General features: G+C 59.6%; 18 protein-coding genes, 2 pseudogenes and 1 riboswitch. Of the genes and pseudogenes, 5 read left to right on the top strand and 15 right to left on the bottom strand.

Annotation, left to right across the window (positions count from 1 at the left end; genetic code table 11):
• The 5 genes and pseudogenes from ACA048_RS02565 to ACA048_RS02545 form a co-directional block, all read right to left on the bottom strand.
• The gene (locus ACA048_RS02565; RefSeq protein ID WP_497627813.1) at positions 1-609 is read right to left on the bottom strand and encodes a YqiA/YcfP family alpha/beta fold hydrolase; all 609 of its coding nucleotides are present in this window, start codon (positions 607-609) and stop codon (positions 1-3) included.
• A 160-nt stretch (positions 610-769) separates the two neighbouring features.
• Positions 770-931: pseudogene (locus ACA048_RS02560) on the bottom strand (IS110 family transposase); the annotation flags it as partial.
• A 770-nt stretch (positions 932-1,701) separates the two neighbouring features.
• A complete protein-coding gene (gene cpdA / locus ACA048_RS02555; RefSeq protein WP_497627812.1) occupies positions 1,702-2,517 on the bottom strand; it encodes a 3',5'-cyclic-AMP phosphodiesterase in 816 nt (271 codons plus the stop codon).
• Positions 2,518-2,663: 146 nt separating this feature from the next.
• Positions 2,664-3,116 carry a DUF1249 domain-containing protein gene (locus ACA048_RS02550; RefSeq protein WP_027922011.1) on the bottom strand — a complete coding sequence of 151 codons (453 nt, stop codon included), beginning with the start codon at positions 3,114-3,116 and terminating at the stop codon, positions 2,664-2,666.
• Positions 3,107-3,724, bottom strand: coding sequence for an NUDIX domain-containing protein (locus ACA048_RS02545; protein WP_497627811.1), 618 nt, complete (start codon positions 3,722-3,724; stop codon positions 3,107-3,109). The genes ACA048_RS02550 and ACA048_RS02545 overlap by 10 nt, the downstream gene beginning before the upstream one ends.
• Positions 3,725-3,952: 228 nt before the next feature.
• Between ACA048_RS02545 and ACA048_RS02540 the strand changes: the two genes are divergently transcribed.
• Positions 3,953-4,699 carry an RsiV family protein gene (locus tag ACA048_RS02540; RefSeq protein ID WP_497627810.1) on the top strand — a complete coding sequence of 249 codons (747 nt, stop codon included), beginning with the start codon at positions 3,953-3,955 and terminating at the stop codon, positions 4,697-4,699.
• Here ACA048_RS02540 and cytX read toward each other — a convergent pair.
• The gene (gene cytX, locus ACA048_RS02535; protein WP_497627809.1) at positions 4,668-5,957 is read right to left on the bottom strand and encodes a putative hydroxymethylpyrimidine transporter CytX; all 1,290 of its coding nucleotides are present in this window, start codon (positions 5,955-5,957) and stop codon (positions 4,668-4,670) included. The genes ACA048_RS02540 and cytX overlap by 32 nt on opposite strands.
• A gap of 154 nt (positions 5,958-6,111) precedes the next feature.
• Positions 6,112-8,001, bottom strand: a complete 1,890-nt coding sequence (thiC, locus tag ACA048_RS02530) for a phosphomethylpyrimidine synthase ThiC (RefSeq protein ID WP_497627808.1) — start codon at positions 7,999-8,001, stop codon at positions 6,112-6,114.
• 168 nt (positions 8,002-8,169) lie between these two features.
• A riboswitch (TPP riboswitch) is annotated at positions 8,170-8,275 on the bottom strand.
• A gap of 193 nt (positions 8,276-8,468) precedes the next feature.
• Between thiC and ACA048_RS02525 the strand changes: the two genes are divergently transcribed.
• Complete coding sequence (locus ACA048_RS02525; protein WP_497627807.1) at positions 8,469-9,902, top strand: TolC family outer membrane protein; 1,434 nt, start codon at positions 8,469-8,471, stop codon at positions 9,900-9,902.
• Between the two features lie 74 nt (positions 9,903-9,976).
• Here ACA048_RS02525 and ACA048_RS02520 read toward each other — a convergent pair.
• From ACA048_RS02520 to ACA048_RS02485, 8 genes and pseudogenes are all read right to left on the bottom strand, one after another.
• Positions 9,977-10,189 (bottom strand): annotated as a pseudogene (locus ACA048_RS02520) (fructose-bisphosphate aldolase); the annotation flags it as partial.
• Between the two features lie 119 nt (positions 10,190-10,308).
• Positions 10,309-11,022 (bottom strand): transposase, encoded by a 714-nt coding sequence (locus tag ACA048_RS02515; RefSeq protein WP_497627806.1) that lies wholly within the window; start codon positions 11,020-11,022, stop codon positions 10,309-10,311.
• A gap of 250 nt (positions 11,023-11,272) precedes the next feature.
• Positions 11,273-12,202 (bottom strand): hypothetical protein, encoded by a 930-nt coding sequence (locus ACA048_RS02510; protein WP_497627805.1) that lies wholly within the window; start codon positions 12,200-12,202, stop codon positions 11,273-11,275.
• Positions 12,199-15,471 (bottom strand): toxin VasX, encoded by a 3,273-nt coding sequence (locus tag ACA048_RS02505; RefSeq protein ID WP_497627804.1) that lies wholly within the window; start codon positions 15,469-15,471, stop codon positions 12,199-12,201. Before ACA048_RS02505 ends, ACA048_RS02510 begins: the two co-directional genes overlap by 4 nt.
• Entirely contained in the window at positions 15,468-16,301 is an 834-nt protein-coding gene (locus ACA048_RS02500) for a DUF4123 domain-containing protein (protein WP_497627803.1), read from the bottom strand. The genes ACA048_RS02505 and ACA048_RS02500 overlap by 4 nt, the downstream gene beginning before the upstream one ends.
• Positions 16,298-18,367: a type VI secretion system Vgr family protein gene (locus ACA048_RS02495; RefSeq protein ID WP_497627802.1), complete on the bottom strand. Its 2,070-nt coding sequence runs from the start codon at positions 18,365-18,367 to the stop codon at positions 16,298-16,300. The genes ACA048_RS02500 and ACA048_RS02495 overlap by 4 nt, the downstream gene beginning before the upstream one ends.
• Positions 18,368-18,610: 243 nt before the next feature.
• Positions 18,611-19,888: a lipid IV(A) 3-deoxy-D-manno-octulosonic acid transferase gene (gene waaA, locus ACA048_RS02490; protein WP_497627801.1), complete on the bottom strand. Its 1,278-nt coding sequence runs from the start codon at positions 19,886-19,888 to the stop codon at positions 18,611-18,613.
• Between the two features lie 11 nt (positions 19,889-19,899).
• Positions 19,900-20,796 carry a LysR family transcriptional regulator gene (locus ACA048_RS02485; protein WP_497627800.1) on the bottom strand — a complete coding sequence of 299 codons (897 nt, stop codon included), beginning with the start codon at positions 20,794-20,796 and terminating at the stop codon, positions 19,900-19,902.
• Positions 20,797-20,899: 103 nt separating this feature from the next.
• Here ACA048_RS02485 and ACA048_RS02480 point away from each other — a divergent pair, with 103 nt between their 5' ends.
• The 3 genes from ACA048_RS02480 to ACA048_RS02470 all read left to right on the top strand — a co-directional run bounded on the left by ACA048_RS02480 (position 20,900) and on the right by ACA048_RS02470 (position 23,348).
• Positions 20,900-21,232, top strand: coding sequence for a DMT family transporter (locus ACA048_RS02480; RefSeq protein WP_497629794.1), 333 nt, complete (start codon positions 20,900-20,902; stop codon positions 21,230-21,232).
• A 131-nt stretch (positions 21,233-21,363) separates the two neighbouring features.
• On the top strand, positions 21,364-22,539 hold the full coding sequence (locus ACA048_RS02475; protein WP_497627799.1) for an NAD(P)/FAD-dependent oxidoreductase: 1,176 nt from the start codon (positions 21,364-21,366) through the stop codon (positions 22,537-22,539).
• Positions 22,536-23,348: an aldo/keto reductase gene (locus ACA048_RS02470; RefSeq protein WP_497627798.1), complete on the top strand. Its 813-nt coding sequence runs from the start codon at positions 22,536-22,538 to the stop codon at positions 23,346-23,348. The genes ACA048_RS02475 and ACA048_RS02470 overlap by 4 nt, the downstream gene beginning before the upstream one ends.
• The last annotated feature ends 16 nt before the right edge of the window (positions 23,349-23,364 follow it).

Genomic DNA, 23,364 nt, shown 5'->3' with positions numbered 1-23,364 from the left:
TCACAGTGCAGTGAAATCGATCACCTGATACAAATCTGCGCCGATACCGGCAAAACTCAGCATGGCCGGCAATTGCCCGGCAAAACCCTGGAAACTATGGTCGCCGCCGGCCTGGATGCGCAAGGCACAGGCCCGGTAATACTGCTGGGCGAGGCGATAGTCCAGCGTTTCGTCACCGGTCTGCAACCACACCTGATACCGCTGCGGGTCCTGGGGCGCCGGCACTTCCAGCTCGGCCAGGGCCGTCACGTGGTCGTGGGTCAATTCCCAGGCCTCATCGGTATACAGGTTTTTCTGCGTTCCCAAAAACCCGTCGAACATCCGGTGCGGGCTGACGGCCGGGTTGATCAGCAAAGCCTTGAGGCCATGGCGTTCGGCCAAGTGAGTCGCATAGTAGCCGCCGAGTGAGCTGCCGACCAGCAGTGGCCGCCCCAGCTCTTCAATCGCCTGCTCCAGCTGACCGATGGCCTCGCGCGGGTGGTGATGCAAGGCCGGAACGCGCAGTTGATCGCTCAGGCCGAGTCGGTCCATCACCTGCATCAACTGGGTAGCCTTTTTCGACGAAGGCGCGCTGTTGAAACCGTGGATATAAAGGATCGAACCAGACATTTGAGCTCCCTGTGCGTCGGGTAAAGAGGCGCAGTTTACAGGGAGTCGGGGGATCGGGGGATCGGGGATATCCTTGGAGTTTGTGGTGCCTTTGAGGGAGCCATCGCGAGCAGACTCCCACATTGGATCTGCGTCGTTCACAGATCACCTGTGGGAGATTCTATGTTGCAGGGGAACCCTGCAGCCGTAAATTCGGCTGATATTCGCTTTGGTTTTTCATGAGGGCGAATGCCACTCGGCATAGCTTGCGGGCGAGGATGACCAGGGCTTGGGTTTTTGCCAAGCCTCTGGCCAGATAGGACTCATAGTACGGTTTCCAGGTGGCAGCTGTACGCGGGTTCGCGGACCGAGAACTGAGCATCGGCATACCCGAAGGTATCCCACGCACAGCCGCCATGACACAAAACGACAGACACCCGAAAGTGCTGCTGTAAAGCGCGGCGATTATGCCTCGGTTCATAGGGCCGCGAAGCCCGATCGCTGAATGTGTCAGCGACAGGCAAAAGGCTAGAGATGCTACGTCTGACGGGCAACCTGAAAACTTCGTGGGAAGGTTCCGAAACTTTTGCTGACCATTAAACAGCGTCGTCAGTAAGGCCGCCTTCGCGAGCAGGCTCGCTCCCACATTTTGAACTGGGTACAACTGATAGAGATTGGTCGGCTGTCAGGCCGCCATCGCTGGCAAGCCAGGCTCCTACGATAGATCGGCGTACACCCGCCGCTTCTCACCACTCAATAGGCCGAGCGTTAGCTCGCCTGCTTTTGATCTGCCCGCCCCGTCGGGAGGCTGAGTGGAGGTGTTCATCCGGGGAGTGGCGCGTAGCGCCGTTCGACGCAGTCGAACACGCTGCATGTAGGTCGTCGCGAAGCAGACCGGAGGGCAGTGTCCCCGGATGGATACCGGAGCGAAGGAACGCCGAGCCTTGGCGAGGGGCCGGACGCTTGGGGCGAGCCTTTTTGGGTACTTTTTTGGCGTTTGAAAAAAGTGCCTCGCCGTAAGGGCGAAACCGCCAGCGGCCGTTACCGCAGAAATGGATATGTACCCCGCCAACCACAACATGGTCGGCCCGAAGGCCGCCAAGACCACAACCATCAATACCCGTTGGAACCGTAGTCGACCTGAAAATCGAATCCAGTGACGCGCTCCACACCGGTTTCCAGCTGCCCATCCGGCAACAACCGCAACCAGCGATACCCCGGCGCCTGATTTCCGACCTTGAAATCATCACTGCCCGGCTCGAATTGAATGCAGGTCGACGGCGAGGCAATCAGGCGCACGCCTTTGCGCACCTGATCAATCTCCTGATGCACATGCCCCCATAAAACCGCCCGCACCTGCGGAAAACGATCGAGCACCGCAAACAGCGCCTCAGGGTTGCGTAACCCGATAGGCTCCATCCAGGCACAGCCAATCGACACCGGATGATGGTGAAAACACACCAGATGATGCCGCTCCGGTGCCTCACTCAGTGACCGAGCCAACAACTGCAACTGCTCATCCTGCAAATACCCCGGCACCGAACCCGGCACGGCGGAATCGAGCAACGTGACCCGCCAGTTACCGACATCCACCACCGGCTCCAGCAATGCGCTCTGCACCGCCGCCTCGGCCATGATCTGTGGCTCATCGTGATTGCCGGGAATCCAGCGCGCTGGCGCATCGAGCTGACGGGTCAGCTCGCGGAACTGCAGGTAGGACTCCTGCGTCCCGTCCTGAGACAGATCACCGCTGGCGATGACCAAGTCGATGTGCGGCTGCTGAAGCTGCACCAACTCGATGACTTTTTGCAGGCTGTCCCGGGTGTTCATGCCCAGCAACGTTCCGTCCGCTTCGGCGAACAAATGGCTGTCGGAGAGTTGCACCAGCAACGCCGAATCGGCGGTGGTCAATGTGGATACGCTCGGCAAGGCGTTCTCCCAGGACTGAATCACGGGTGTGGATGGGTGCCGCAATTATGCTGGGGGACGCTCAAAAGGGGAAACCTGTGAACCTGACGCAGTTCACACCTAGCGTCCTATTTCCCAAATATGCTCTTTTTTGGGAGATAGGGCGCTCAACGAACAACGGCGTATTCGTGCCCGCAAGCCAAACAGTGGCTCAGCCATTCGCCCAGAAACATGTTCAGCTGAGCCTTTTCGTCCGGCTGGTGCATCGACGCGTTCGGGTAAGGATAGATGCCGCGAAAACGCCGTGCATGTTCGGCGCTGACGACTTCGGCCATGCAGGCGTCGTGATAGACCTGCACTTCCAGTTGCGGTATCGGCAGCCAGGGCAGGCTGTGCTCCTGGCGCACTTGCAGGGTCGTGGTGTACGGACAGACTTGCAACACTTCCAGCGCCAGCACGCCGAGCATCTGTTCGCCGTGAGTGACGGCAATGCGCCGCGCCGCCGGCTCGTCGCGCATGTCTGGCAGCAATCGCATCAAGCGCGCGTAGTTCGCCTCGCAGGAAGCTTGCAGCCCCGCAAGGTCCACCCTATAACGATCGCGCAGCTTGTTTACGACCATAGCCCCCTCACTTCAGCGCGGTTTAAAGCTAACCATTGCAAGGCAATGATGCTGGCCGCGTTGGCAATTCGTCCATCACGTACGGCTTGCAAGGCATCTTCGAACGCCCAGACCGTGACGCGGATATCTTCAGCTTCTTCCTCCAGCCCATGCAGGCCGCCAACCCCGTTCGTGTCGCAACGCCCCAGGAACAGGTGCACGAATTCATTGCTGCCGCCCGGCGACGGGAAATATTTGATCATCGGCCAGAGCGCCCCGAACACAAGCCCAGCTTCCTCCTGCCCTTCGCGGTGAGCAACTTCTTCCGGCACTTCTTCCTTGTCGATCAGACCAGCGACCAGTTCGATCAGCCAAGGGTTGTCGGTCTTGCCCATGGCACCGACACGAAATTGCTCGATCAGCACCACTTCGTCGCGCTGCGGGTCATAAGGCAGCACGCACACCGCATCGTGGCGCACGAACACTTCACGATTGATCTCACGACTCATACCACCCGCGAACAGTTCGTGGCGCAAGTGCACACGGTCGAGCTTATAAAAGCCCTCGTAGCACTTTTCGCGCCGAAGGATATCGACGGCGGTCGGAATGGCGTTGGCAAAATCAGTCATGACAATCCTCTTTACTGCAAATCCGTTACGAGGCTCCTTTTTGTTACTTGCAACCTCGACTTCGCGCCATCCTAACGCGCCTGCGACATTTGATGCAGCCCCTTTCCCTTCAGCGGGATAGACGGTGAGGGCGAAACCAACTCTAATTAGCTTAGTGGCGAACTGACTGCTTCGTTGATAGTCGAAGCGGATAACTTTTTGCCTTTCCCTGTTTTACAAAGGACGCCCATGTCGCTTTTTAAAATTGCCTCCGTGGCCGCTATCGCCCTGACGCTGGGCGCCTGCCAGAGCCTGTTTCAGCCCAGCTACCGGGCGCCGCTGGAAACCACCCGCGACGCCACCGAAACCCTGAAACCGGGTTGCACCACATCTGAATGCCCGCTGGTGAACATCGATACACTGCGCTTTCCCACCGAACCGCAACTGGACGGTATCGTCGAAAAACGCCTGCTGCAATTGACCCGCACCTCACCGGACGCCCCAGTGGCACCTACGCTGACGGCCTATCGTGACGAGTTTTTGCGCACAGCCAGTCCGCGCTCCAGCAGTTACCTGCAAGCCAAAGTACGTGAACAGCATGACGGCTTGGTGATCGTCGAATTTTCCAGCTACCTGGACACCGGCGGCGCTCATGGCACACCGGGCCGCGGCTTTATCAACTATTCACGTCAGCAGCACAAAGTGTTGACGCTGTCTGACATGCTGATTCCAGGTCAGGAAGAAGCGTTCTGGAAGGCGGCGCAAGTCGCGCACAACAGCTGGCTGATCCGCACCAAGCTCGATCAGGAACCGGAGTTCGTGAAAAGCTGGCCGTTTCAGAAAACCCAGAACGTGGCGCTGACCTACGGCGGGGTGATCCTCAAGTACGAAACCAGCACCATCGCGCCTTACGCGCTGGGCCATATCGAACTGAAGATCCCTTACCCGCGCTTGAACGGCATCATCAAGCCCGAGCTGTTTCCCGGCCGTAGCTGAAGGCTCGACCCAGCACCAGCTGCAGCAGCCCTGCCAGAATCAACGACGGCAGGGTTGCGCCGATGTCCGGATACAGATTGGCCAGCAAATGATAGGTGCTCACCCCGCCCAACCAGGCGAGCAATGCCGGCCAGCGCAACGCGGCTGACGCCACTTGAGCCGAACGTTTGCGCACGATGAAGTGATCCACCAGCACCACGCCAAACAGCGGCGCAAACACCGAACCGATCAACAGCAGGAAGTTCTGGTACTGGGCCAGCGGCGCCAGGCACGCGATCAGTGTGCAGATCACGCCGATGGCCAACGCCAGGTGCTCGACTTTCAAGCGCAACAATATCCCGCTGGAGACGGCGGCCGAGTGAATATCGGCGAAGGCGTTTTCCGACTCGTCCAACAGAATCAGTAACAGCGGAATGCCCAGGCCGGCACCGGCCAGCGCCAGCAGCAAGGCATTCACTTCACCGCTCGGCGCGAACGCCAGGGTGTAAGCCACGCCCAGGCTCATCAGCCAGAAATTGCCGATAAAGAAGCCCAGCGCCGTTCCACCGAAGACGTTTTTCGCACGCTTGCCGAAACGCGAATAGTCGGCGATCAGCGGAAGCCAGGACAGCGGCATCGCGATGGCAATGTCAAAACCTACGGCGAACGGCATCGAACCATCACCGGCCTGCGCCCACAACGCGGCCAGATCGGCTTTGGCAAACAGGTTCCAGGTCAGCCAGATGCACGCGGCCAGCAACAGCCAGATGCCCCACTTGCGCAGGATTTGCCGCACGAATGTCAACGGACCGCTGACGGCCAGCAAGGTCGCCAAGGCGCCGAAGAACAACGTCCAGAGCAACGGGTTCGCCAGCAGGCCTTCGCTGAATGCCCGCGTGCCCAGCAGGCTGGCAGCGTCACGCATGACGATGATTTCGAACGACCCCCAACCGATCAGTTGCAGCAGGTTCAGCACGGCCGGCAAGCTCGCGCCACGTTTGCCGAGGCTGAGTTTGAGCGCAGCCATCGACGACAGACCGGTGTCGCTGCCGATCACGCCGACGGCGGCCAGCAGCAAAACGCCGACCAGGGTGCCAAGGAAGATCGCCAGCAACGAACCGGACAGGCCCAGGCCTGGCGCGAGCAGTGCGCCGGTCTGCAGCACCATCAAGCCGATGCCGAGGGAGAACCACAGGGAAAACAGATCGCGGCCGCCGAAGACGCGTTTGTCAGTTGGCACGGCGATGTCGGGGGAATATGTACTCGGTTGAATGCTCAAGGGTGTTATCTCAGAGGGACATTTGTTGTTGTGTAGATCTTCACTTTCTGTAGGAGCAAGGCTTGCCCGCGATGGCGATCTCAAGAGCGCTATCGCGGGCAAGCCTTGCTCCTACAAAAGCTACGCCAGCCTGGAAGGACTGGCGCGGGGTCGATCAAACCTTCTTGTACAGCTGACTGCCTTCCTGCTTGAACCGTTCAGCCTGTTCCGCCAATCCCTGGGCGACCTCGGCATCCACGGTTTCGATCCGCTGGTTGGCCGCGTATTCACGGACTTCCTGAGTGATCTTCATCGAGCAGAATTTCGGCCCGCACATGGAGCAGAAATGCGCGACCTTGGCCGAATCCTTCGGCAGGGTTTCATCGTGATACGAACGGGCGGTGTCCGGATCCAGACCGAGGTTGAACTGGTCTTCCCAACGGAATTCGAACCGCGCCTTGCTCAAGGCATTGTCGCGAATCTGTGCGCCCGGATGCCCTTTGGCCAGATCGGCGGCATGCGCGGCGATCTTGTAGGTGATGATCCCGGTCTTCACGTCATCCTTGTTCGGCAGGCCCAAGTGTTCCTTCGGCGTCACGTAGCAGAGCATGGCGCAACCGAACCAGCCGATCATCGCCGCGCCGATCCCCGAGGTGATGTGGTCGTAACCCGGTGCAATGTCGGTGGTCAGCGGACCGAGCGTATAGAACGGCGCTTCGTCACAGCACTCCAACTGCTTGTCCATGTTCTCTTTGATCAACTGCATCGGCACGTGACCCGGGCCTTCGATCATGCACTGCACGTCGTGTTTCCAGGCGATCTTGGTCAGCTCGCCGAGGGTTTCCAGCTCGCCGAATTGTGCGGCGTCGTTGGCGTCGGCAATCGAGCCCGGACGCAGGCCATCGCCCAGCGAGAAGCTGACGTCGTAGGCCTTCATGATTTCGCAGATGTCTTCGAAATGGGTGTAGAGGAAGTTTTCCTTGTGGTGCGCCAGGCACCACTTGGCCATGATCGAGCCGCCACGGGAAACGATACCGGTCACGCGTTTGGCGGTCAGCGGCACGTAACGCAGCAGAACGCCGGCATGGATGGTGAAGTAGTCGACGCCCTGCTCGGCCTGCTCGATCAGCGTGTCGCGGAACAGCTCCCAGGTCAGATCTTCGGCAGCGCCACCGACTTTTTCCAGCGCCTGATAAATCGGCACCGTACCAATTGGCACCGGTGAGTTACGGATGATCCATTCGCGGGTTTCGTGAATGTGTTTGCCGGTGGACAAGTCCATGACCGTGTCCGAACCCCAGCGAATGCCCCAGGTCAGCTTCGCCACTTCTTCTTCGATGGACGAACCCAGCGCACTGTTGCCGATGTTGCCGTTGATCTTCACCAGGAAGTTACGGCCGATGATCATCGGTTCCAGTTCGGTGTGGTTGATGTTGGCCGGAATAATCGCGCGACCGCGGGCGATCTCGTCACGGACGAATTCGGGGGTGATGATTTTCGGCACGCTGGCGCCGAAGCTGTGGCCGGCGTGTTGCTGGTCCAGCAGGCCGGCGGCGCGCGCCACTTCCAGCTTCATGTTTTCGCGGATGGCGACGTATTCCATCTCGGCGGTGATGATGCCTTGGCGGGCGTAGTGCATCTGGCTGACGTTAGCCCCGGCCTTGGCGCGGCGCGGATTGTTGACGTGGGCGAAGCGCAGTTTGGTCAGTTCGGCATCAGCGAGGCGCTCCTGGCCGAAGTTCGAACTCAAGCCAGGCAGGCGTTCGGTGTCGCCACGGGACTCGATCCACGGTGAACGCACATCGGCCAGGCCTTTGCGCACGTCGATGATGACATTGGGGTCGGTGTACGGACCCGAGGTGTCGTACACAACCACCGGCGCGTTGATTTCACAGCCGAAATCGGTCGGGGTCACATCCAGGCTGATTTCGCGCATGGGCACGAGGATGTCGGGACGTGAGCCCTGAACATAGATTTTTTGCGAGCGGGTAAACGGCTGAACCGACTGTTGATCGACTTGGGCCGAATCACTCAGGTTCGTCGTATTTTTTGGTTTTATCGTCATCACGGGCTCTCCAGACAGCATCCAGGCAGTGGAATTTTGTCGGAGTGAACCTGTAACGAATGGACGCAGCCAATCAGCCATAACGGCGCTGTTGGTGCTGTGCTCAGTGCTCGAGGGGTGTTCGATTGTCGAACAACATCCCGGACGAAGCACAAGAGGACTCGCCGGGTGACGAGAAATCTTGTTCCCTACGCAGGCGCTAACCTGATCAGGTTCAACGGGATCCGAAATTATTCGATCTCAGCCTCATAGCAAGGCACCCCGACAAGAACCCGGCCAGTCTAGACACAACTGGCAGAGAACGCCAATACCGCTGCAAACACCATGATGAATGGCGCATTCCGGATTGTTCACGCCCTCGTGCACAACTACACTCGCTACGCCAAGCCATGCATTGACGTGGTACGTGCCGCGCCTTAGCCTTGGCGCTCAAATTATTTGTGTAATATTAATTCTAGGGAACGCCTATGCTGCGCAAACTCTCACTGGCCATTGCCGTGTCTTGTGCGTCCAATGGAATGGCCTGGGCAGCAGAAGCGCCCGTATCAAACAAAAACGATCTGGTCAGCGTCTACCAGGAAGCCAAGGCCAACAACGCCGACCTCGCGGCGGCCATCGCTCAATACGGTGCACAGAAAGAAGTCGTGCCCCAGGCCCGTGCCGGCCTGCTGCCCAATCTTTCGGGCGGTGCCGAACTGGCTAACGTTCGCACCTCGATAGATCAGCCTTCGTCGACGACCAATCGCGCTGCAAATTCGTATCAGGCCACCCTGGCGCAGCCGCTGTTCCGTGCTGATCGCTGGTTCCAGTTCCAGGCCGCCAAGGACGTCAACGAACAGGCTGCCCTGCAACTCTCGGCCACCGAGCAAAACCTGATCCTGCAGACCGCTGAAAATTACTTCAACGTGCTACGCACCCAGGACAACCTGGCGTCGACCAAGGCCGAAGAAGCGGCGTTCAAACGCCAGCTCGACCAGTCCAACGAACGTTTCGATGTCGGCCTGTCGGACAAGACTGACGTGCTCAACTCACAAGCCAGCTACGACACCGCACGCGCCAACCGAATCGTTGCACAGCGCCAGGTCGATGACGCGTTTGAAGCACTGATCACTCTGACCAACCGTCAGTACCAGTCGATCTGGGGCGTCACCCATAGCCTGCCGATCTTGCCACCGTCACCGAACGATGCCAAAGCCTGGGTCGATACGGCGGCCAGACAGAACCTGAATTTGCTGGCCAGCAACTACGCGGTGAGTGCCGCCGAAGAAACCCTCAAGCAGCGCAAGGCCGGTCATTTACCGACGGTCGACGCTGTGGCGAAATACGAAAAAGGTGACAACGACGCACTGGGGTTCAGCAACCCGAACTTCATTGGTCAACCGTACAGTGGCAACGTCGAGCAAACGACCCTGGGCCTGCAACTGAACATCCCGATCTACAGCGGCGGCCTGACCACCTCCCAGGTGCGTCAATCGTATGCACAGCTGGATCAGACCGAGCAGCAACGCGAAGCGCTGCGTCGGCAGATCGTGGAAAGCACCCGCAATCTGCACCGCGCAGTGAACACTGACGTTGATCAGGTGCAGGCGCGCAAGCAGTCGATCATCTCCAACCAGAGTGCGGTGGAAGCGACCGAAATCGGTTATCAGGTGGGGACACGCAACATCGTCGACGTACTGGATGCGCAGCGTTCGCTGTACACCTCGGTACGCGACTACAACAACACCCGCTACGACTACATCCTCGACAACCTGCGCCTGAAACAGCAGGCCGGTACCCTGAGCCCGGGGGATTTGGAAGACCTGAAGCGTTACCTCAAGGCCGACTACAACCCCGACAAGGACTTCCTGCCACCGGGTCTGGCGAAGGCAGCGGAGGAGCAACTTAAAGCCCGGCCTTAAAAGCAAAAGATCGCAGCGCTGTAACAGTATTAAGAAACCCGCAGAAATGCGGGTTTTTTATGACTGACAATTGGCTACTGATTTTTGGGCGTTTCAAATCCGCGCTGCTCAATCACCCGAAACACATCGCTTACATCCTGGACCATGATCCGCGCAATATTGGTGACGGTATTGATGTCGTTCTCGGCGTAGTCGGGCAGGCTGGTGCAGGCCATCAAGGGGGCTTGCCCCCGTTCGGCGGCGCAGCCGTCGTAAACCGGACACTGCAGTGTGCCTGTAAGAATGGGGCGTCAGGGTTTAGGGCTGCTTCGCAGCCCAGAGGGAGCAAGCGCTCGCGCCACAATGGGAGCAGTCCTACACGTATTGCGGACATGCGACAAATCAAAGATCGTAGCCTTCGCGGCGCCTAATCTTGCGAAACAAACCTGCCCTTTCGTGTTCCTTGCGGATAGACGGAGCGTGTCGCCTTGTCCAGATACCCTCCCCGGCGCACAAAGTTGACCGCTTCGTTATTACGACGACTGCGCATCCAAGTGATCCATTGCAACAGTTCAGAGTGCCCCAGTTGATCGATAAGCAATAGAAACTGCTCACGCCAGCGTGTACTGCCGCCCATGCCCAGCCCTGAGCGCCGTTTCAGGTCCGGGATACTTTGGCCATCCATCACCCCTTTCACGAAATCGATCCAGAGCTCAGGTCGAATCATCCCGACCAGCGGTGTCCCGGACAGAATGGAAAAGCAGGTCACGCAGGGATCGCACTTGAACTTCGGACGAACACCTTTAATTCGATAGGTCCGCGTTCCCCCACACCTTGGGCACATCGCGTGCTGTGCATTCAACGTCGTCTCGATCCAGGTGATGACCGCTTGCTGTTGCGCTGCAATGTGTTCGGGCGGTAGCAGGTTTTCCCGTGAATGGCGTGTTGTCCACCACTGATGCAAATCAGGGCACTCCTCAGTCATCACCTCCCGAACCGCCTGCCCCCAGCTGAAGTAGACCTTATGGTTCACCCCCAAACGCGGCGCTATCTGGACGCTGGACCAACCGGCCAGCAGGTACACGGCAAACGTTGACCACATCTCCATCCGGCGCAGGAGTGCAAAGGGAGAATCGCTCAAACTGTTGCAACCCTTGCGACAGGAACCGCAGTAGTAACGCGGGAGCCGTTGTCGGCCGCGATTGTTATGGAGGGTCACGTTGGTATTGCCACACTAGGGGCAGTACTTCACTCGCCGATGTGGCAATTCGTGCAGATAGCGGATCAAACGATCGGCGTCGGGGCGCAGGTGCGCCGGGAGGCACACGTCGTAGTCCGGTAGATCGCCATGTCCGGGAGTTGGTAAAGCGGGAAGTTGGGTCATTAGCGTTTTAAGACTGTTCCATAAGCAACGCTTGTTCCGCCTGCGCCGCCAGTTCAGCCTCGCGTTTGGCGATGGCCTCTTCCAGTTCCGGGGAGCGTTTGGCCCACTGCTCGGGGGGTAAGGGTTTTGACCATTCGATGATGTCGGGATAGGGCAGGTCTGGCGGATGAGAAAGTTTCAAATCCTGCAGCTTCTCCGCCAAGTACGTCCCCAAAATCGTAATGCAAAATATTCCCCATAAAACGCCTAACAAGTTGCCCTTGCGCAAGTCGGTGATGATCGAACCAATTTGCGTTTCTTCGTAGGGTGCAAGGCCAACTCGACTTTCAGGGACCGCCTCCGGACTAATCTCCATGTAGCTGCGCATGCACTCCCACAACGCCATGGCCGTGGTGCCGCCGCCGCAGTTGAAGCCCAGCGAAAAATGCTTGTTATCTTCCTTGGCCTGCGGGTCAGGGTTTTCGAAACCAATGATCAGTAAACCCATCGTGGCTTTACCGGCCTGGCTGACCGACGAGTGCTGGGTGGCGGCGGCCGTCACGGTTTCCCATGGGACGATCCAGTACTCGCCGTCGTCGCGGGGTACGCAAACTTCTCGGCGTTGTCGATTGAAGCGCACGGGTAAGGGCACTTCGCGGAAGAGGCCTTGGATCAAGATCATTGAAGGGATACCAATGATGATCAATGCCCCAATCCAGATCATTCCAGGCTCAGGGGTGATGTAACCCATAAGTAAAAACACCATCAGCGTCGGCCACATGACCATCACCGCCGAACCGATGCTGTAGTTGCCAATATCGAGAAACACCTCGTTCTTGCGCCAGATGGTGTTGAGCACGTCCTGCGGTTTTTCTCCGGTAGGAATCGGCAATGGCGCCAGGTAATCGTTGCGCGAAAATATCCTTTTTTTCGTGGGGCCTGCCGCTGGCGTGCTCATCGCTTCTCCTTGGGTTGCAAGTAAATGGCGCCGGGGTGGTCCTCGCCGAGCGGGTAATTTGGTACCCGATCCAGCTCAGGTGTCGGGTCCGCCCATAGCGCGATTACGCCGGTGGCGTTGTTCAAAGTAAACGCTAGCCCTCGTTCACCACCGATAAAGGTGCTAGCGCCGAGCATCGCGGTCAATGGCGTGCGATAACGCAATCGCAGCGAAACCGTGCTGGGAGTGGAGCCCAATACGTTCTTCAGCGGGTTGAATGGGCCACTCAGACGTAAGCCCTGCCCCTCCTTGAACGGTATCCACTGACAGGTGCTGTTCGACAACCAGTGAGGCGCCATATCTCGCCAGGGACGCGGCGGCTTGTAGTTATCAGTACGGCTGTTTTTGATCAGATCACGGTAGCGTTGGGTGTCCACCGGATCACCGACCATGCTCAGTTCCAGGTAGACACTGCCGGGTTCAGCGCCCGGCAATTCGATGGTCAAGGCATTGATGGAGCTGACGAATGCGAGGCCGGAAGAGCCATTACCCGTGGTCGACTCCGAGTTGCTTTGCATGCTGACCCGAGGCGCATAAAGGATGAAGTACAGCCGGTCGAGTTCGTCCTGTTGGGCTTTGGGCGAGATAGGTTCCAGATCGATCGCCCGCTCTTTTGACCAGCAGCAGAAGCTCAGGAAGTTTTGCAGCGGGGTTCGCTGCAAGAGCGCGGTGATCAGGTGCAGAACACCCAGCACGAGAATGAGCCAGTTCACCGGCCCCATGTACAGCGTGTAACGTAAGATGGCAGCTTCGGCTGTTATTGAACCTGCCAAGGCGCGGGCGGTGTAACCGAACCCTAACAGCGCTTGGGCGCCGAAGGCCGCTACTTGCCCACCGACCACGATCTGGCGCATCTCCAGCCACGGATCGACTCGGTTTTGGGCGCTTTCCATTTGTTTTTGCAGGGATTGGAATTCGTTTATTGCTGCACCAGTGGAAAGTGCACCAATCACCCCACCAAACAGCGTCAGAGTCGGGGCCATTGTTCGTCCCTTCCCAATTTCTTTAACCCCCAACCCCTTCCGCACCTGATTATCAACCACCGCCACCAAAGCCGCCGCCGCATACAACGTCGCCGAAGCCGTGTCATTCACCCGCCGGCTGCCCATCCCCTCCAACACCCCGGCCTGACTCAAGTAGTTATGCGCATTCAGCACGTTCAACAACAACGCCGCCAACGGCACCAACCCGCCGCTATTGGCCACAACTGGCGAATTAACAATCCGTCCCACACGCCCCGCACCAATGGCCTTCCCGGTCGCCTTCGCCCAGTCGCCCAGTGCTTCGGCCTGTTGCCCCAACAACTTCCATACCTGCCGGCCGTTCTCGATGACAAGCCGTAAAGGCGTATTACTGCCCAGTCGGGTGGCGATGAGGACGCCCATCCAGGAGCGGCTGAAGGCGCCGTCAGCCTTAAGCAACAACAGCGCCGCCGCCAACCGGTTGACCAACACACTCCATTGGCTGCTGACATCCCGGGCCATGGCCGCGATGTCGTCCAGTACCAACGTGCTCAACGGCGCCAAGGCCTGATGAGTGGCGCTGATGTTGTCGGAGGCCAGTGCCGCCATCAGCTCACCCAGGCGAGAGGTGTTGTTAACGGCCGTATCGATTGAAGGGGTCCAGGCGTTGAACAGTTGTTTCAGGGCACCGCCGTCGGCTGCGCGCACATAGTCCGCATATTGCTCGGCGCCCTGGGCGCGCAGGCATTGGGCGGTCAGGCAGCCGGTGGCCAGTTCGGTCAGCCAATGCCGCGTTTCCAGGTCGTGGTAATCGACAAACCAGGTGCCGCTGAGCGAGCGGTTGAGGTACACGCCACGGTCGGCAAACAACGCGGTGTGACGCTGTTCGATCTGCTGGTAGTGCGCCGCTGCGGTCTGCGCGAACCAGGTATTCATCGCCTCGAGGTCGATGTATTCGCCGACCTTGGCGCTGAACGCGTGGTTGTTGAGATTCGCCTGCTTTTCAGCGCGGTATTCGCGGACGACGAATTCCACCTCGTTGTACAAGTCCGCCGGAATAAAGGCCCGTACCGGGGCGACGATGGCCGCGATACGCGCATCGCGGGCGGCGGCTTCGGTTGGAGTGGGCTGGCCGCCGTATTGACGGGCCCGGGTTTCGGCCTTGAGTTCCTCATCCAGCCGATGCTGGGTGTCGAGCATGACTTGACCCTGTTCGGGCGTGAGGGTGATGTCGCGATCCTTGTAGCGGTAGCTGATGGACCCGGCCAGTTCGGCGCCATCTTCAGAGATCAGGCTGCGCACAAACCCACCGATGCTCAGGCGCAGGTTGTTATCACCTAGCCACTTTTCGTGACTCGCTTCTATCCATTCCTGCTCATGATTGATATCACGCAGCACGCCCAGATCGTCATCGAGGCAGGCAAAAACGGGGAAAAGGTCCTTGGCGTGTGCCTTGGCGCTGTCCAACCAATCCTGAGTGCCCTGCCCGTCCCAGGGTTCGGCGCTCCACTCGCCTGGCGGTTGATCGCCGGCCTCCGGGTGTTGGGCGAGGACTTTTTCGCGCTCACGCGCGCGGTGCATGGTGTCGGTGTAGGCCTTGATGTTGACCGGGGTCGGCTCTTTCATCAGCGTTGCGCCCAGCGCCTCGGTGTCCTCGGCGTCCCGTATCTGGTCCTCTTTCATCGACCGGGCGAAGGTCCCAGGGATGAGTTCGGCCATGACCTCAACGGCTTTTTCCAGCGGAGGGCAATGCTTGGCTTGCAGTTCGTTGGCCACGGTGCGCAAGGCCACATGGCGCATGTGTTCACGACGTTTGGCGCTGCTGTCGATCAGCGATTGGCAGTGCTCGGGGTTTAATGGGAACTCGCTGTAGAGCATCCACGCGTCGTGGATTTTTTCCAGAGCCAGACCCGTCAATGTGCCGTCGAGTACCAGGGTCGCATCGGCGTCGAGCGCTTGCTCTTTGAGCAAACCATTCGGCGAGACGGCATACCGTTTGAGGGGGCCTTGGTCCTGCCACAGATAAACAAATCCGGCCCGCAAGCGACGCGCCGCCATGGGACGGCTTTGCGTGATCACGCCGGGAATGCAGCAAGGACTGTCGGCCTTTTCTTCAGCCAAGGCATAGCGCACGGGCACCACGAACAGCTCGGACTGACTGGCTGGGCACGGCGCCATCGGGCTGTTGATATCGACGTGAGGCTGAGCCTTGGCGGCGCGTTCGGCCTGAGCGGCTCGGTCGATCATCGCCAGTTTTTCTGCGCTCATACGCCGGACTCCTTGCCGGTGAGCTGCTGACGCGTCAGTTCTGCATTGAGGTTATCCAGCCGTTGCTCGGGCGAGACACCGGGCTCGGCCAACATGCTTCGGTAAGCGGCGTGAGCCGGTGCATCGGGAAAGTCAGTGCCCAGCACCGCGTGGAATCGAGCCCAAAGCAGGACTTCATCGATGGCGCTGTAACCGTGACGCGCGGCGGCGTGCTGGCAGTGAGAGGCCCACTGTTGCAGTGCAAAAGCGTCCAGTCCTTGCAGGCATTCAGGAAAGTACTGTTGGCAATGCTCGATCAACTGTTGGGCGAAGCGCTGTCGTTGGGCGGTGCCCAAGTGCTCCAGTTGCTCCGCAGACAGGATCAACCAAGGCTCTTGCGCATACGCTGCAGCGGGTTGATCCGGGTTTTCTTGATGGATATCCAGTTCTGGGAGCCGGATCAGTCGCACCGGCCCCATCAAGCGATCACGCTCGCCAGCGGGTAACTGCGCTAGCCACAATGCTGCGATACGAGGGTCGTGGTAGCGGAACAAGACTGTGACATCCCCTTCGACACGAACGTGAATCAGGCTACGTAGATGCTCAAGCACAACATCTTCTTGCGCCTCTGACGCCAGCCAGAGGCCACACGTCGCGCTCCACTCCCGAAAAAAGGTCTGGGCCAGCGGGCTATCAGGCGCAACAGGCACCAGTACCGGCCCGGCTTCCTCCAATGGGCTATAGACGGTTGTCTGATAGAGCGATTGAAACGTCGTGCTCCCCAGCTCAAACAGACGCTCAGGCAGATGTTCAATCTGGGCGCGATCCAACAGCAGGTAAGCCTGACTCATGCCGTCATCTCCACCAGTTTTTGACACACGGCACAGATCGGTGCGGCCTGTTGTGCTGCCTGAGTCAATGCCAGTTTTTGCGCGACCAGGGATGGTGCAATCAGGGCCTGTGGCGCCACGGGGATCAATGAGCGAGCAGCCTCCGGAGCTATCCCGGCCAACGGCGCCCCGCCCTCGACAATGGCCACGCTGCTGAAAATCCCGCCGGCGTTGATCACGATGTGATGGCCGCCACACTCAAGCGTCAAGCTCATCCCCGCATCAATTACCACGTTGGCGGCTGTGACGTAGGCCTGTGAACCAGCCTGAATCACCAGCGTGCCGCCGGCCGTCGTGCTGCTGTTGCCGGTGATCGAGACCAACTCCTTGCCGCCGATCACCGTGTTGCGCACACCTTGGGTGGTGTGCAACTCGTCGCCCTTGATCAGGCTGGCGCTGTGATTGTCGACTTGCTCAAAACGGTCGTTGCTGATCAGGCTGTGGCTGTCGCGAGTGATCTGTTCGCGACGGTCATTGCCGATCTGGATGTCGCTGTCGTTGAGGATCAGTTGCTCGATATCGCGCTGCGCCCGCAGGTAAATTTTTTCCTGCCCGGCGCGGTCTTCCAGCGACAGTTCGTTGTAACCCCCGGTGTGCGGGGAGCTGTGGCTACGCAAGACGGTTTTGGTTTTGTGCTCGGGCAACGCATACGGTACTGAGGTGACGGTGTTGGCCACACACCCGGTGATCAACGGTTGGTCGGGGTCGCCTTCCAGGTAGGTGACGACGACTTCCATGCCGATGCGCGGGATGGTCACCGAACCAAAACTCTCCCCGGCCCAACTGGATGACACCCTGAGCCAGCAACTGCTTTTTTCGCTGTTGAGTTCAGCCCTGCACCAAGGAAATTCGACTTTTACGCGACCATATTCATCGCAATAGATTTCTTCACCAACCGGCCCGGTGACGCGGGCGGTCTGGCTGACCAGCACGGTTTTGCGCGGGTGCATTGACGGTCGGTAAAACACGTCCCAGGGAATGGCGCCAAAGCTGTTGCGATAGCCTTGGGTAAAGCCGTCTTCAGGTTTGACGTCGCTGGTGATGGCCTCTTCCAGTGACTGAGGCTGTTTTCCGGAGTGCGTCACGCTGAGCAACAGCCACAAGTCGTTGCAGGTTTTGCGGGGGTGATTGGTCAGGTCAAAAAAGTGACCACTGCGCAGGCTCGGCTGATCGCTCTGGCCCTCGATCAACTGGTAATCGGCACGGTGCCGCTCCAGGGCCTGGCGAACGCGTTGTTTGCCGCGCTGTTCGTTATCGATCAGAACCCGGTAACGGTAGTCTTCCAGCTCGGGAGTGAACTCGGCGGTGAAGCGATTTTCCAGCAGCAGACTCGGGCGTTGGAAGTCGTAGTGCCGGCGCGTGGTGGTGCTGGTGCGGGTGCTGAAGCGCATCGAGAACTGGCTGACGACCGGTTCGTCAGCCACCATGCCGGAGTCTTGTTGATAAGCGGTTTCGCCCAGTTTGGGAAACCAGGTCTGGTCGTCGGTGAACACCAGCACATGGCCTTGCGGTGAATGCTGGTAATGCCACGCGATGCCGTCTTCGGCGCACAGGCGCTGGACCAGTTCGTAATCACTTTCCCCATATTGCGTGCAGTATTCGCGCTCGGGACTGGTGCTGACATGGAAGGTAAAGGCATCGGCCTGAATGCCGTGGCCTTTGAATACCTGAGCGATGATTTGCGGCACCGTCAGGTGCTGGAAAATCCGCTGATTGTGGCTGAACTGCAAGTAATGCAGCGCCGGCACTAGCGTCAGGTGATAACGGGTCAGGCGCTTGCCGGCCTCACCGACGAATACGTCTTCGATCCGGCCATGAAGGCCTTCGCCGTTCAGGCCAAACTGAAGAAACGCGGGTTGGCTGAGCAGACTCTCCAGATCGAAATCCGGGTGTTCGCTGACCAGTTCAACGCGGATCGCGTACAAGGCGCTGATGGCCTCTGCACCGTCAAAGGCGAGGACTTTGAAATCGTTGCGAACCGCGGGGATGTGCAGCGAAAAATGCGCCGTATTGGCCGACTGGAACATACGCTTATCCTTAAGCAAAGAGGAAATGAAGCGCGATGTCCAAACCGTCCATGGTCTGTGCACGCGAAATGGGCGGGCACGTTATCAACGGGGGAAAAAAATTTATGTAGGCCGAATCTTCGAATGCGGCCAGACGTTTCCGCTAATTGTTGGGTCTATGAACGAGGCGAGCGATAAAGAGGATTCGCAGCCATGGATCGGGACGGGCCAAGGCTGCGATCTTTTTGTTGCAGGCGACGCGGTCTACCGGTTGATCAACCGCCCCAGCCCATCCAGCAACCGCTGCAACGCCCCTTGATTGGTGCGCATCACCTTCAGCCCCGCCTCTGCCATCCGCTGCGCATCGCGCGGCAATTCGAACAGCCGCTGCACCGCCAGCGCCAGGCCTTCGGCATCCTCCACTTCCTGCAACGCCCCGGCACTGCGCAACTGCGCGGCGATTTCGAGGAAGTTGAACAGGTGCGGGCCGCTCAGGACTGGTTTGGCCAACGCGGCCGGTTCCAGCAGGTTATGCCCGCCGTTCGGCATCAGGCTGCCGCCCACGAAAGCGCTGTCCGCCAGAGCGTAGAGAAACAGCAACTCGCCCATGGTGTCGCCCACCAGCACTGATGTGGTCGACGTCACCGGTTGGCCTGTGGAACGACGCAACGTCGCAAAACCCTGCTGCTGACACAGCTCGAACACTGCGTTGAAACGCTCCGGATGGCGCGGCACCAGAATCAGCAACGCATCGGGGTGATTGGCCAGCAACTGACGATGGGCCGCGAGGACCACTTCGTCTTCGCCTTCATGGGTACTGGCGGCGATCCACACCGGTCGTTCAAGTGCCTGCCACTGAGTGCGCAGTTCGACGGCACGTTGCAGCAGTTGCGGGTCGATGGCCAGGTCGAACTTGATCGAGCCGGTGACCTCTACGGTTTCAGGACGCGCACCCAACTCTTGGAAGCGCTGGGCTTCGGCCTCGGTCTGTACCGCAAACAGGCTCATCTCGGCGAGCATCGGCTGGGTCAGTTTGCGGAAACGGCCATACCCCTTGGCCGAGCGTTCGGACAGCCGCGCATTGGCCAGTGCCACGGGAATTCCGCGTTTGGCGCATTGGTGAATGTGGTTGGGCCAGAGTTCGGTTTCCATGATCACCGCCAGGGTCGGCCGGACCCGATCAAGAAAGCGCGCAGCGGCGCATGGCAAATCGTAGGGCAAGTAGCAGTGCTGGATGCGCGGCTCATTGGCGAACAAGGACAGGATGCGCTCGGACCCGGTCGGGGTCATGCAGGTCACGGTAATCGGCAACTGTGGATAACGTTGCAGCAAGGCGCGAATCATCGGTGCCGCGGCAATGCTTTCGCCCACCGACACCGCGTGCACCCAAATACCGCCCGGCTTCATCACCGGCAGTCCGAGGGAAAAACGCTCGCCAATACGCTTGGCGTACGCCGGCGCCTTCCGCGCCCGCAGCCACAGCCGAATCGCTACCAGTGGCAGCCCCAGGTAAAACAGCGCGGTATAGAGAGTTCTATTCATGGCGGCGGAGTTTATCGGCTTTTCTCGCCGATCGCCTGCAAGTGCACGGCAAAACGTTCCGCCAGCCAGCGAGCCGCCGGGCCCAGCGGTTCATCACGACGCCATACCAGCTCCACCACCAGCGCCGGCGGGGTCCATTCGCTGACCAGTTCAACCATCAAGTCCTGATACGCCGGGTATTGCACCACATGCCGTGGCAACCAGGCCCAACCGAGGCCGCGCACCAGCCATTCGGCCATCACGTAGAAGCTGTCCGCGCGCCAGACTTGCGGGCTGGCCGGCTCGCTACCGGGATAGACGCTGGACTGTGTGGACATCAGCAACTGCCGATGCTGCGCCAGTGCCTGACAATCGACTTGTGCCTGTTTCGCCAGTGGATGCCCGACGCCGCACACCGTGACCATCTCGACGCTCCCCAGCACTCGCCGCTCAAGGGCTTCGGGGATTTGGTCGTGATAAAACAGCAACCCCAGATCGGCCCGACGCTCCACCAGTTTGCGCGCCACATCGCCTTGGGCGGCGCTGGTCAGTTGCACTTCGAGGCTGGGAAATTTTTCGGCCAAGGCTTCGAAGCTTTCGATGATCGGCTGATAGGGCATGGCCTCATCCTGCGCCACGCGCAGACGAGCTTCCTGGCCACGCATCATGGCCAGCGCGCGGCCATTGAGGCGCTCACACTGGCGCAACACTTCACGCGCCTCTTCCAGCAATGCGTTGCCGGCCTCGGTGAGTTTCGGCTGACGGCCACTGCTGCGGTCGAACAGGCTGACGCCCAAGTCTTCTTCCAGCAGTGCAATCGAACTGCTGACCGCCGACTGCGCCTTGCGCTGATTGCGCGCCACGGCAGAAAAAGAACGCTGCTCCGCTACGCTGACAAACAACCGCAGTTGCTCAAGATCCCATTGCATAGGCCAACCCATCTTCATGGCAGATAGGTAATGACTTTACCGCATCTGAAGAGCCTCTAAAATGCCAACTTCAGAAAGCAACACGTCACCCGAGGATGCACCCATGACCGCTTACTACTACCTGGCCATCGCCATCTGCGCCGAAGTGATCGCGACCGTTTCGATGAAAGCCGTCAAAGGCTTCAGCACCCCGCTGCCTCTGGTACTGGTGATAGTCGGTTACGGCATCGCCTTCTGGATGCTGACCCTGGTGGTGCGCAGCGTTCCGGTGGGAGTCGCTTACGCGGTGTGGGCCGGCATGGGCATTGTGATGGTCAGCGTCGCGGCGCTATTTATCTATGGGCAGAAGCTGGATGTGCCGGCGATGCTGGGGATGGCGCTTATCGTCCTGGGCGTCGTTGTCATCCAGCTGTTCTCCAAAACCGCCAGGCACTAAAACCTGAAACACAATCCAGTGTAGGAGCAAGCTCACTCCCACAGGTTTTGCGTCCATCCATTGATCACCAACACTCCCCTTTTCTTCGAGTCTGTATACTGCGCCCTCGTCTTGAACACTGAGGTCGCCGCATGCCATCCGTTATTTCCACCGACGTTCTGATTGTCGGCGCTGGTGTCGCCGGCCTCTGGCTGAATGCGCGGCTGCGCCGCCAGGGTTTTTCGACCGTGCTGGTGGAAAGCGCCAGCCTCGGCGGCGGACAGAGTGTGAAGTCCCAGGGCATCATTCACGGCGGCGCCAAGTACGCGCTGCATGGCGCCCTGACCGGGGCGTCGGAAGCGATTGCCGACATGCCGCACCGCTGGCGTGAGGCGCTGGCGGGCGATGGCGAACTGGACCTGTCCGGCGTGCGCCTGCTGTCCGAAGCCCACTACCTCTGGTCCCCCGGCACGCTCGCCGGCAACCTCACCAGTTTCTTCGCCAGCAAGGCCGTGCGCGGCCGTGTCGATCAGGTCAAGGGCGAGCAACTGCCGCCGGCCCTGCAAGATAAACGCTTCAAGGGCAAGGTCTATCGCCTGGCAGAATTGGTGATCGATGTGCCAAGTCTGATCCAGCGCTTGGCCGATCTGGCCGGAGATGGCCTGCTCGCCGGACAGAAGATCGAACCGCTGCTGGAAGGCAACGTACTGGTCGGCCTCAAGGTCGATGAACGCGAGATTCGTGCCCAGCGCATTGTCCTGAGCGCCGGTGCCGGTACGGCGGCGTTGCTCGAAGCGTTGGGGCTGAGTCAGCCCGCCATGCAGCGCCGGCCGTTGCACATGATCATCGCCAAAGGCCCGGGCCTCAAACCGCTGTATGCCCATTGCCTGGGCGGCGGCACCAAACCGCGCCTGACCGTGACCACTCACCCGGCGGCCGACGGTCAGTGGGTCTGGTACATCGGCGGCGACATTGCCGAAGCCGAAGGCGTTGCCCGCGAACCTGCCGAGCAAATCGCCACGGCGCAGCAAGAACTCGGTCAGTTGCTGCCATGGATCGACCTGAGTACCGCGCAATGGGCGACCTTGCGCGTGGACCGCGCCGAGCCGCTGCAATCGGGGCTTACCCGTCCGGACAACGCCTTCCTCGCCGAACAAGGTCGTCTGCTGGTGGGCTGGCCGACAAAACTGGCGCTTGCGCCAGATTTTGCCGACCGGGTCATCGCCAGCCTGACGCGTGATGGCATCCAGCCAAGCCATCCCGCGCCACTCCCGGAATTACCGAAACCGCCAATGGGCGTTCCTGCCTGGGAGCAACTGCTGCCATGAGCCAACCGACCCTGCACGATCTGCACCGCCCCTTGGGCAGTACCGGCCTGTTGGTTTCACCTCTGGGCCTGGGCACGGTCAAACTCGGCCGCGACCAAGGCGTGAAATACCCCAACGGCTTCCAGATTCCCGACGACGACGATGCGCGCAGGCTGCTCAAACTCGCCCGCGACATGGGCATCAACCTGATCGACACCGCACCGGCCTATGGCCGCAGTGAAGAACGCCTCGGCCCGCTGTTGCGCGGCCAGCGTCAGGACTGGGTGATTGTCAGCAAGGTCGGCGAAGAGTTTACCGACGGCCAATCGAGCCATGACTTCAGCGCCGCCCACACTCGACTGTCGGTGGAGCGCAGCCTGCAACGTCTGGAAACGGATTTTATCGACCTTGTGCTGGTGCACTCCGACGGCAACGATCTGGCGATCCTCAATGACAGCGATGTCTACGCGACCCTCTCCAAGCTCAAGGCCGAAGGCAAGATTCGCGGCTTCGGTTTTTCCGGTAAAACCGTCGAGGGTGGTTTGAAGGCTCTGGAACAAGGTGATTGCGCCATGGTCACCTACAATCTGAACGAGCAGAACGAGAAGCCCATCATTGACTATGCTGCTGCTCACGGCAAAGCCATCCTGGTCAAAAAAGCCCTCGCCAGTGGTCATGTATGCCTGAGTCCAGGCGTGGACCCGGTGCGCGCCAGCTTCGAGTTGTTGTTTGAACATCCGGGTGTTGCCAGTGCTATTGTCGGGACCATTAATCCGCTGCACCTCGCCCACAACGTTGCGACCGTTGCCCAGGTCCTCCGTAGAAACTGATGCCGCCCGCGCGGCC

It is taken from the genome of Pseudomonas sp. LBUM1659 (genome assembly GCF_059716045.1).
The sequence above is the reverse complement of the archived record's forward strand: the minus strand, read 5'-3'. Positions and strand labels throughout refer to the sequence as shown.

What these genes read in the sequence shown, in the direction of transcription:
- ACA048_RS02505 (WP_497627804.1), bottom strand. Translation starts at nt 15,471, where the DNA reads ATGAGCGCAGAAAAACTGGCGATGATCGACCGAGCCGCTCAGGCCGAA.
- ACA048_RS02510 (WP_497627805.1), bottom strand. Translation starts at nt 12,202, where the DNA reads ATGAGCACGCCAGCGGCAGGCCCCACGAAAAAAAGGATATTTTCGCGC.
- ACA048_RS02495 (WP_497627802.1), bottom strand. Translation starts at nt 18,367, where the DNA reads ATGTTCCAGTCGGCCAATACGGCGCATTTTTCGCTGCACATCCCCGCG.
- ACA048_RS02540 (WP_497627810.1), top strand. Translation starts at nt 3,953, where the DNA reads ATGTCGCTTTTTAAAATTGCCTCCGTGGCCGCTATCGCCCTGACGCTG.
- ACA048_RS02470 (WP_497627798.1), top strand. Translation starts at nt 22,536, where the DNA reads ATGAGCCAACCGACCCTGCACGATCTGCACCGCCCCTTGGGCAGTACC.
- ACA048_RS02480 (WP_497629794.1), top strand. Translation starts at nt 20,900, where the DNA reads ATGACCGCTTACTACTACCTGGCCATCGCCATCTGCGCCGAAGTGATC.
- ACA048_RS02545 (WP_497627811.1), bottom strand. Translation starts at nt 3,724, where the DNA reads ATGACTGATTTTGCCAACGCCATTCCGACCGCCGTCGATATCCTTCGG.
- ACA048_RS02565 (WP_497627813.1), bottom strand. Translation starts at nt 609, where the DNA reads ATGTCTGGTTCGATCCTTTATATCCACGGTTTCAACAGCGCGCCTTCG.
- ACA048_RS02500 (WP_497627803.1), bottom strand. Translation starts at nt 16,301, where the DNA reads ATGAGTCAGGCTTACCTGCTGTTGGATCGCGCCCAGATTGAACATCTG.
- ACA048_RS02475 (WP_497627799.1), top strand. Translation starts at nt 21,364, where the DNA reads ATGCCATCCGTTATTTCCACCGACGTTCTGATTGTCGGCGCTGGTGTC.
- thiC (WP_497627808.1), bottom strand. Translation starts at nt 8,001, where the DNA reads ATGACGATAAAACCAAAAAATACGACGAACCTGAGTGATTCGGCCCAA.
- waaA (WP_497627801.1), bottom strand. Translation starts at nt 19,888, where the DNA reads ATGAATAGAACTCTCTATACCGCGCTGTTTTACCTGGGGCTGCCACTG.
- ACA048_RS02525 (WP_497627807.1), top strand. Translation starts at nt 8,469, where the DNA reads ATGCTGCGCAAACTCTCACTGGCCATTGCCGTGTCTTGTGCGTCCAAT.
- ACA048_RS02550 (WP_027922011.1), bottom strand. Translation starts at nt 3,116, where the DNA reads ATGGTCGTAAACAAGCTGCGCGATCGTTATAGGGTGGACCTTGCGGGG.
- ACA048_RS02485 (WP_497627800.1), bottom strand. Translation starts at nt 20,796, where the DNA reads ATGCAATGGGATCTTGAGCAACTGCGGTTGTTTGTCAGCGTAGCGGAG.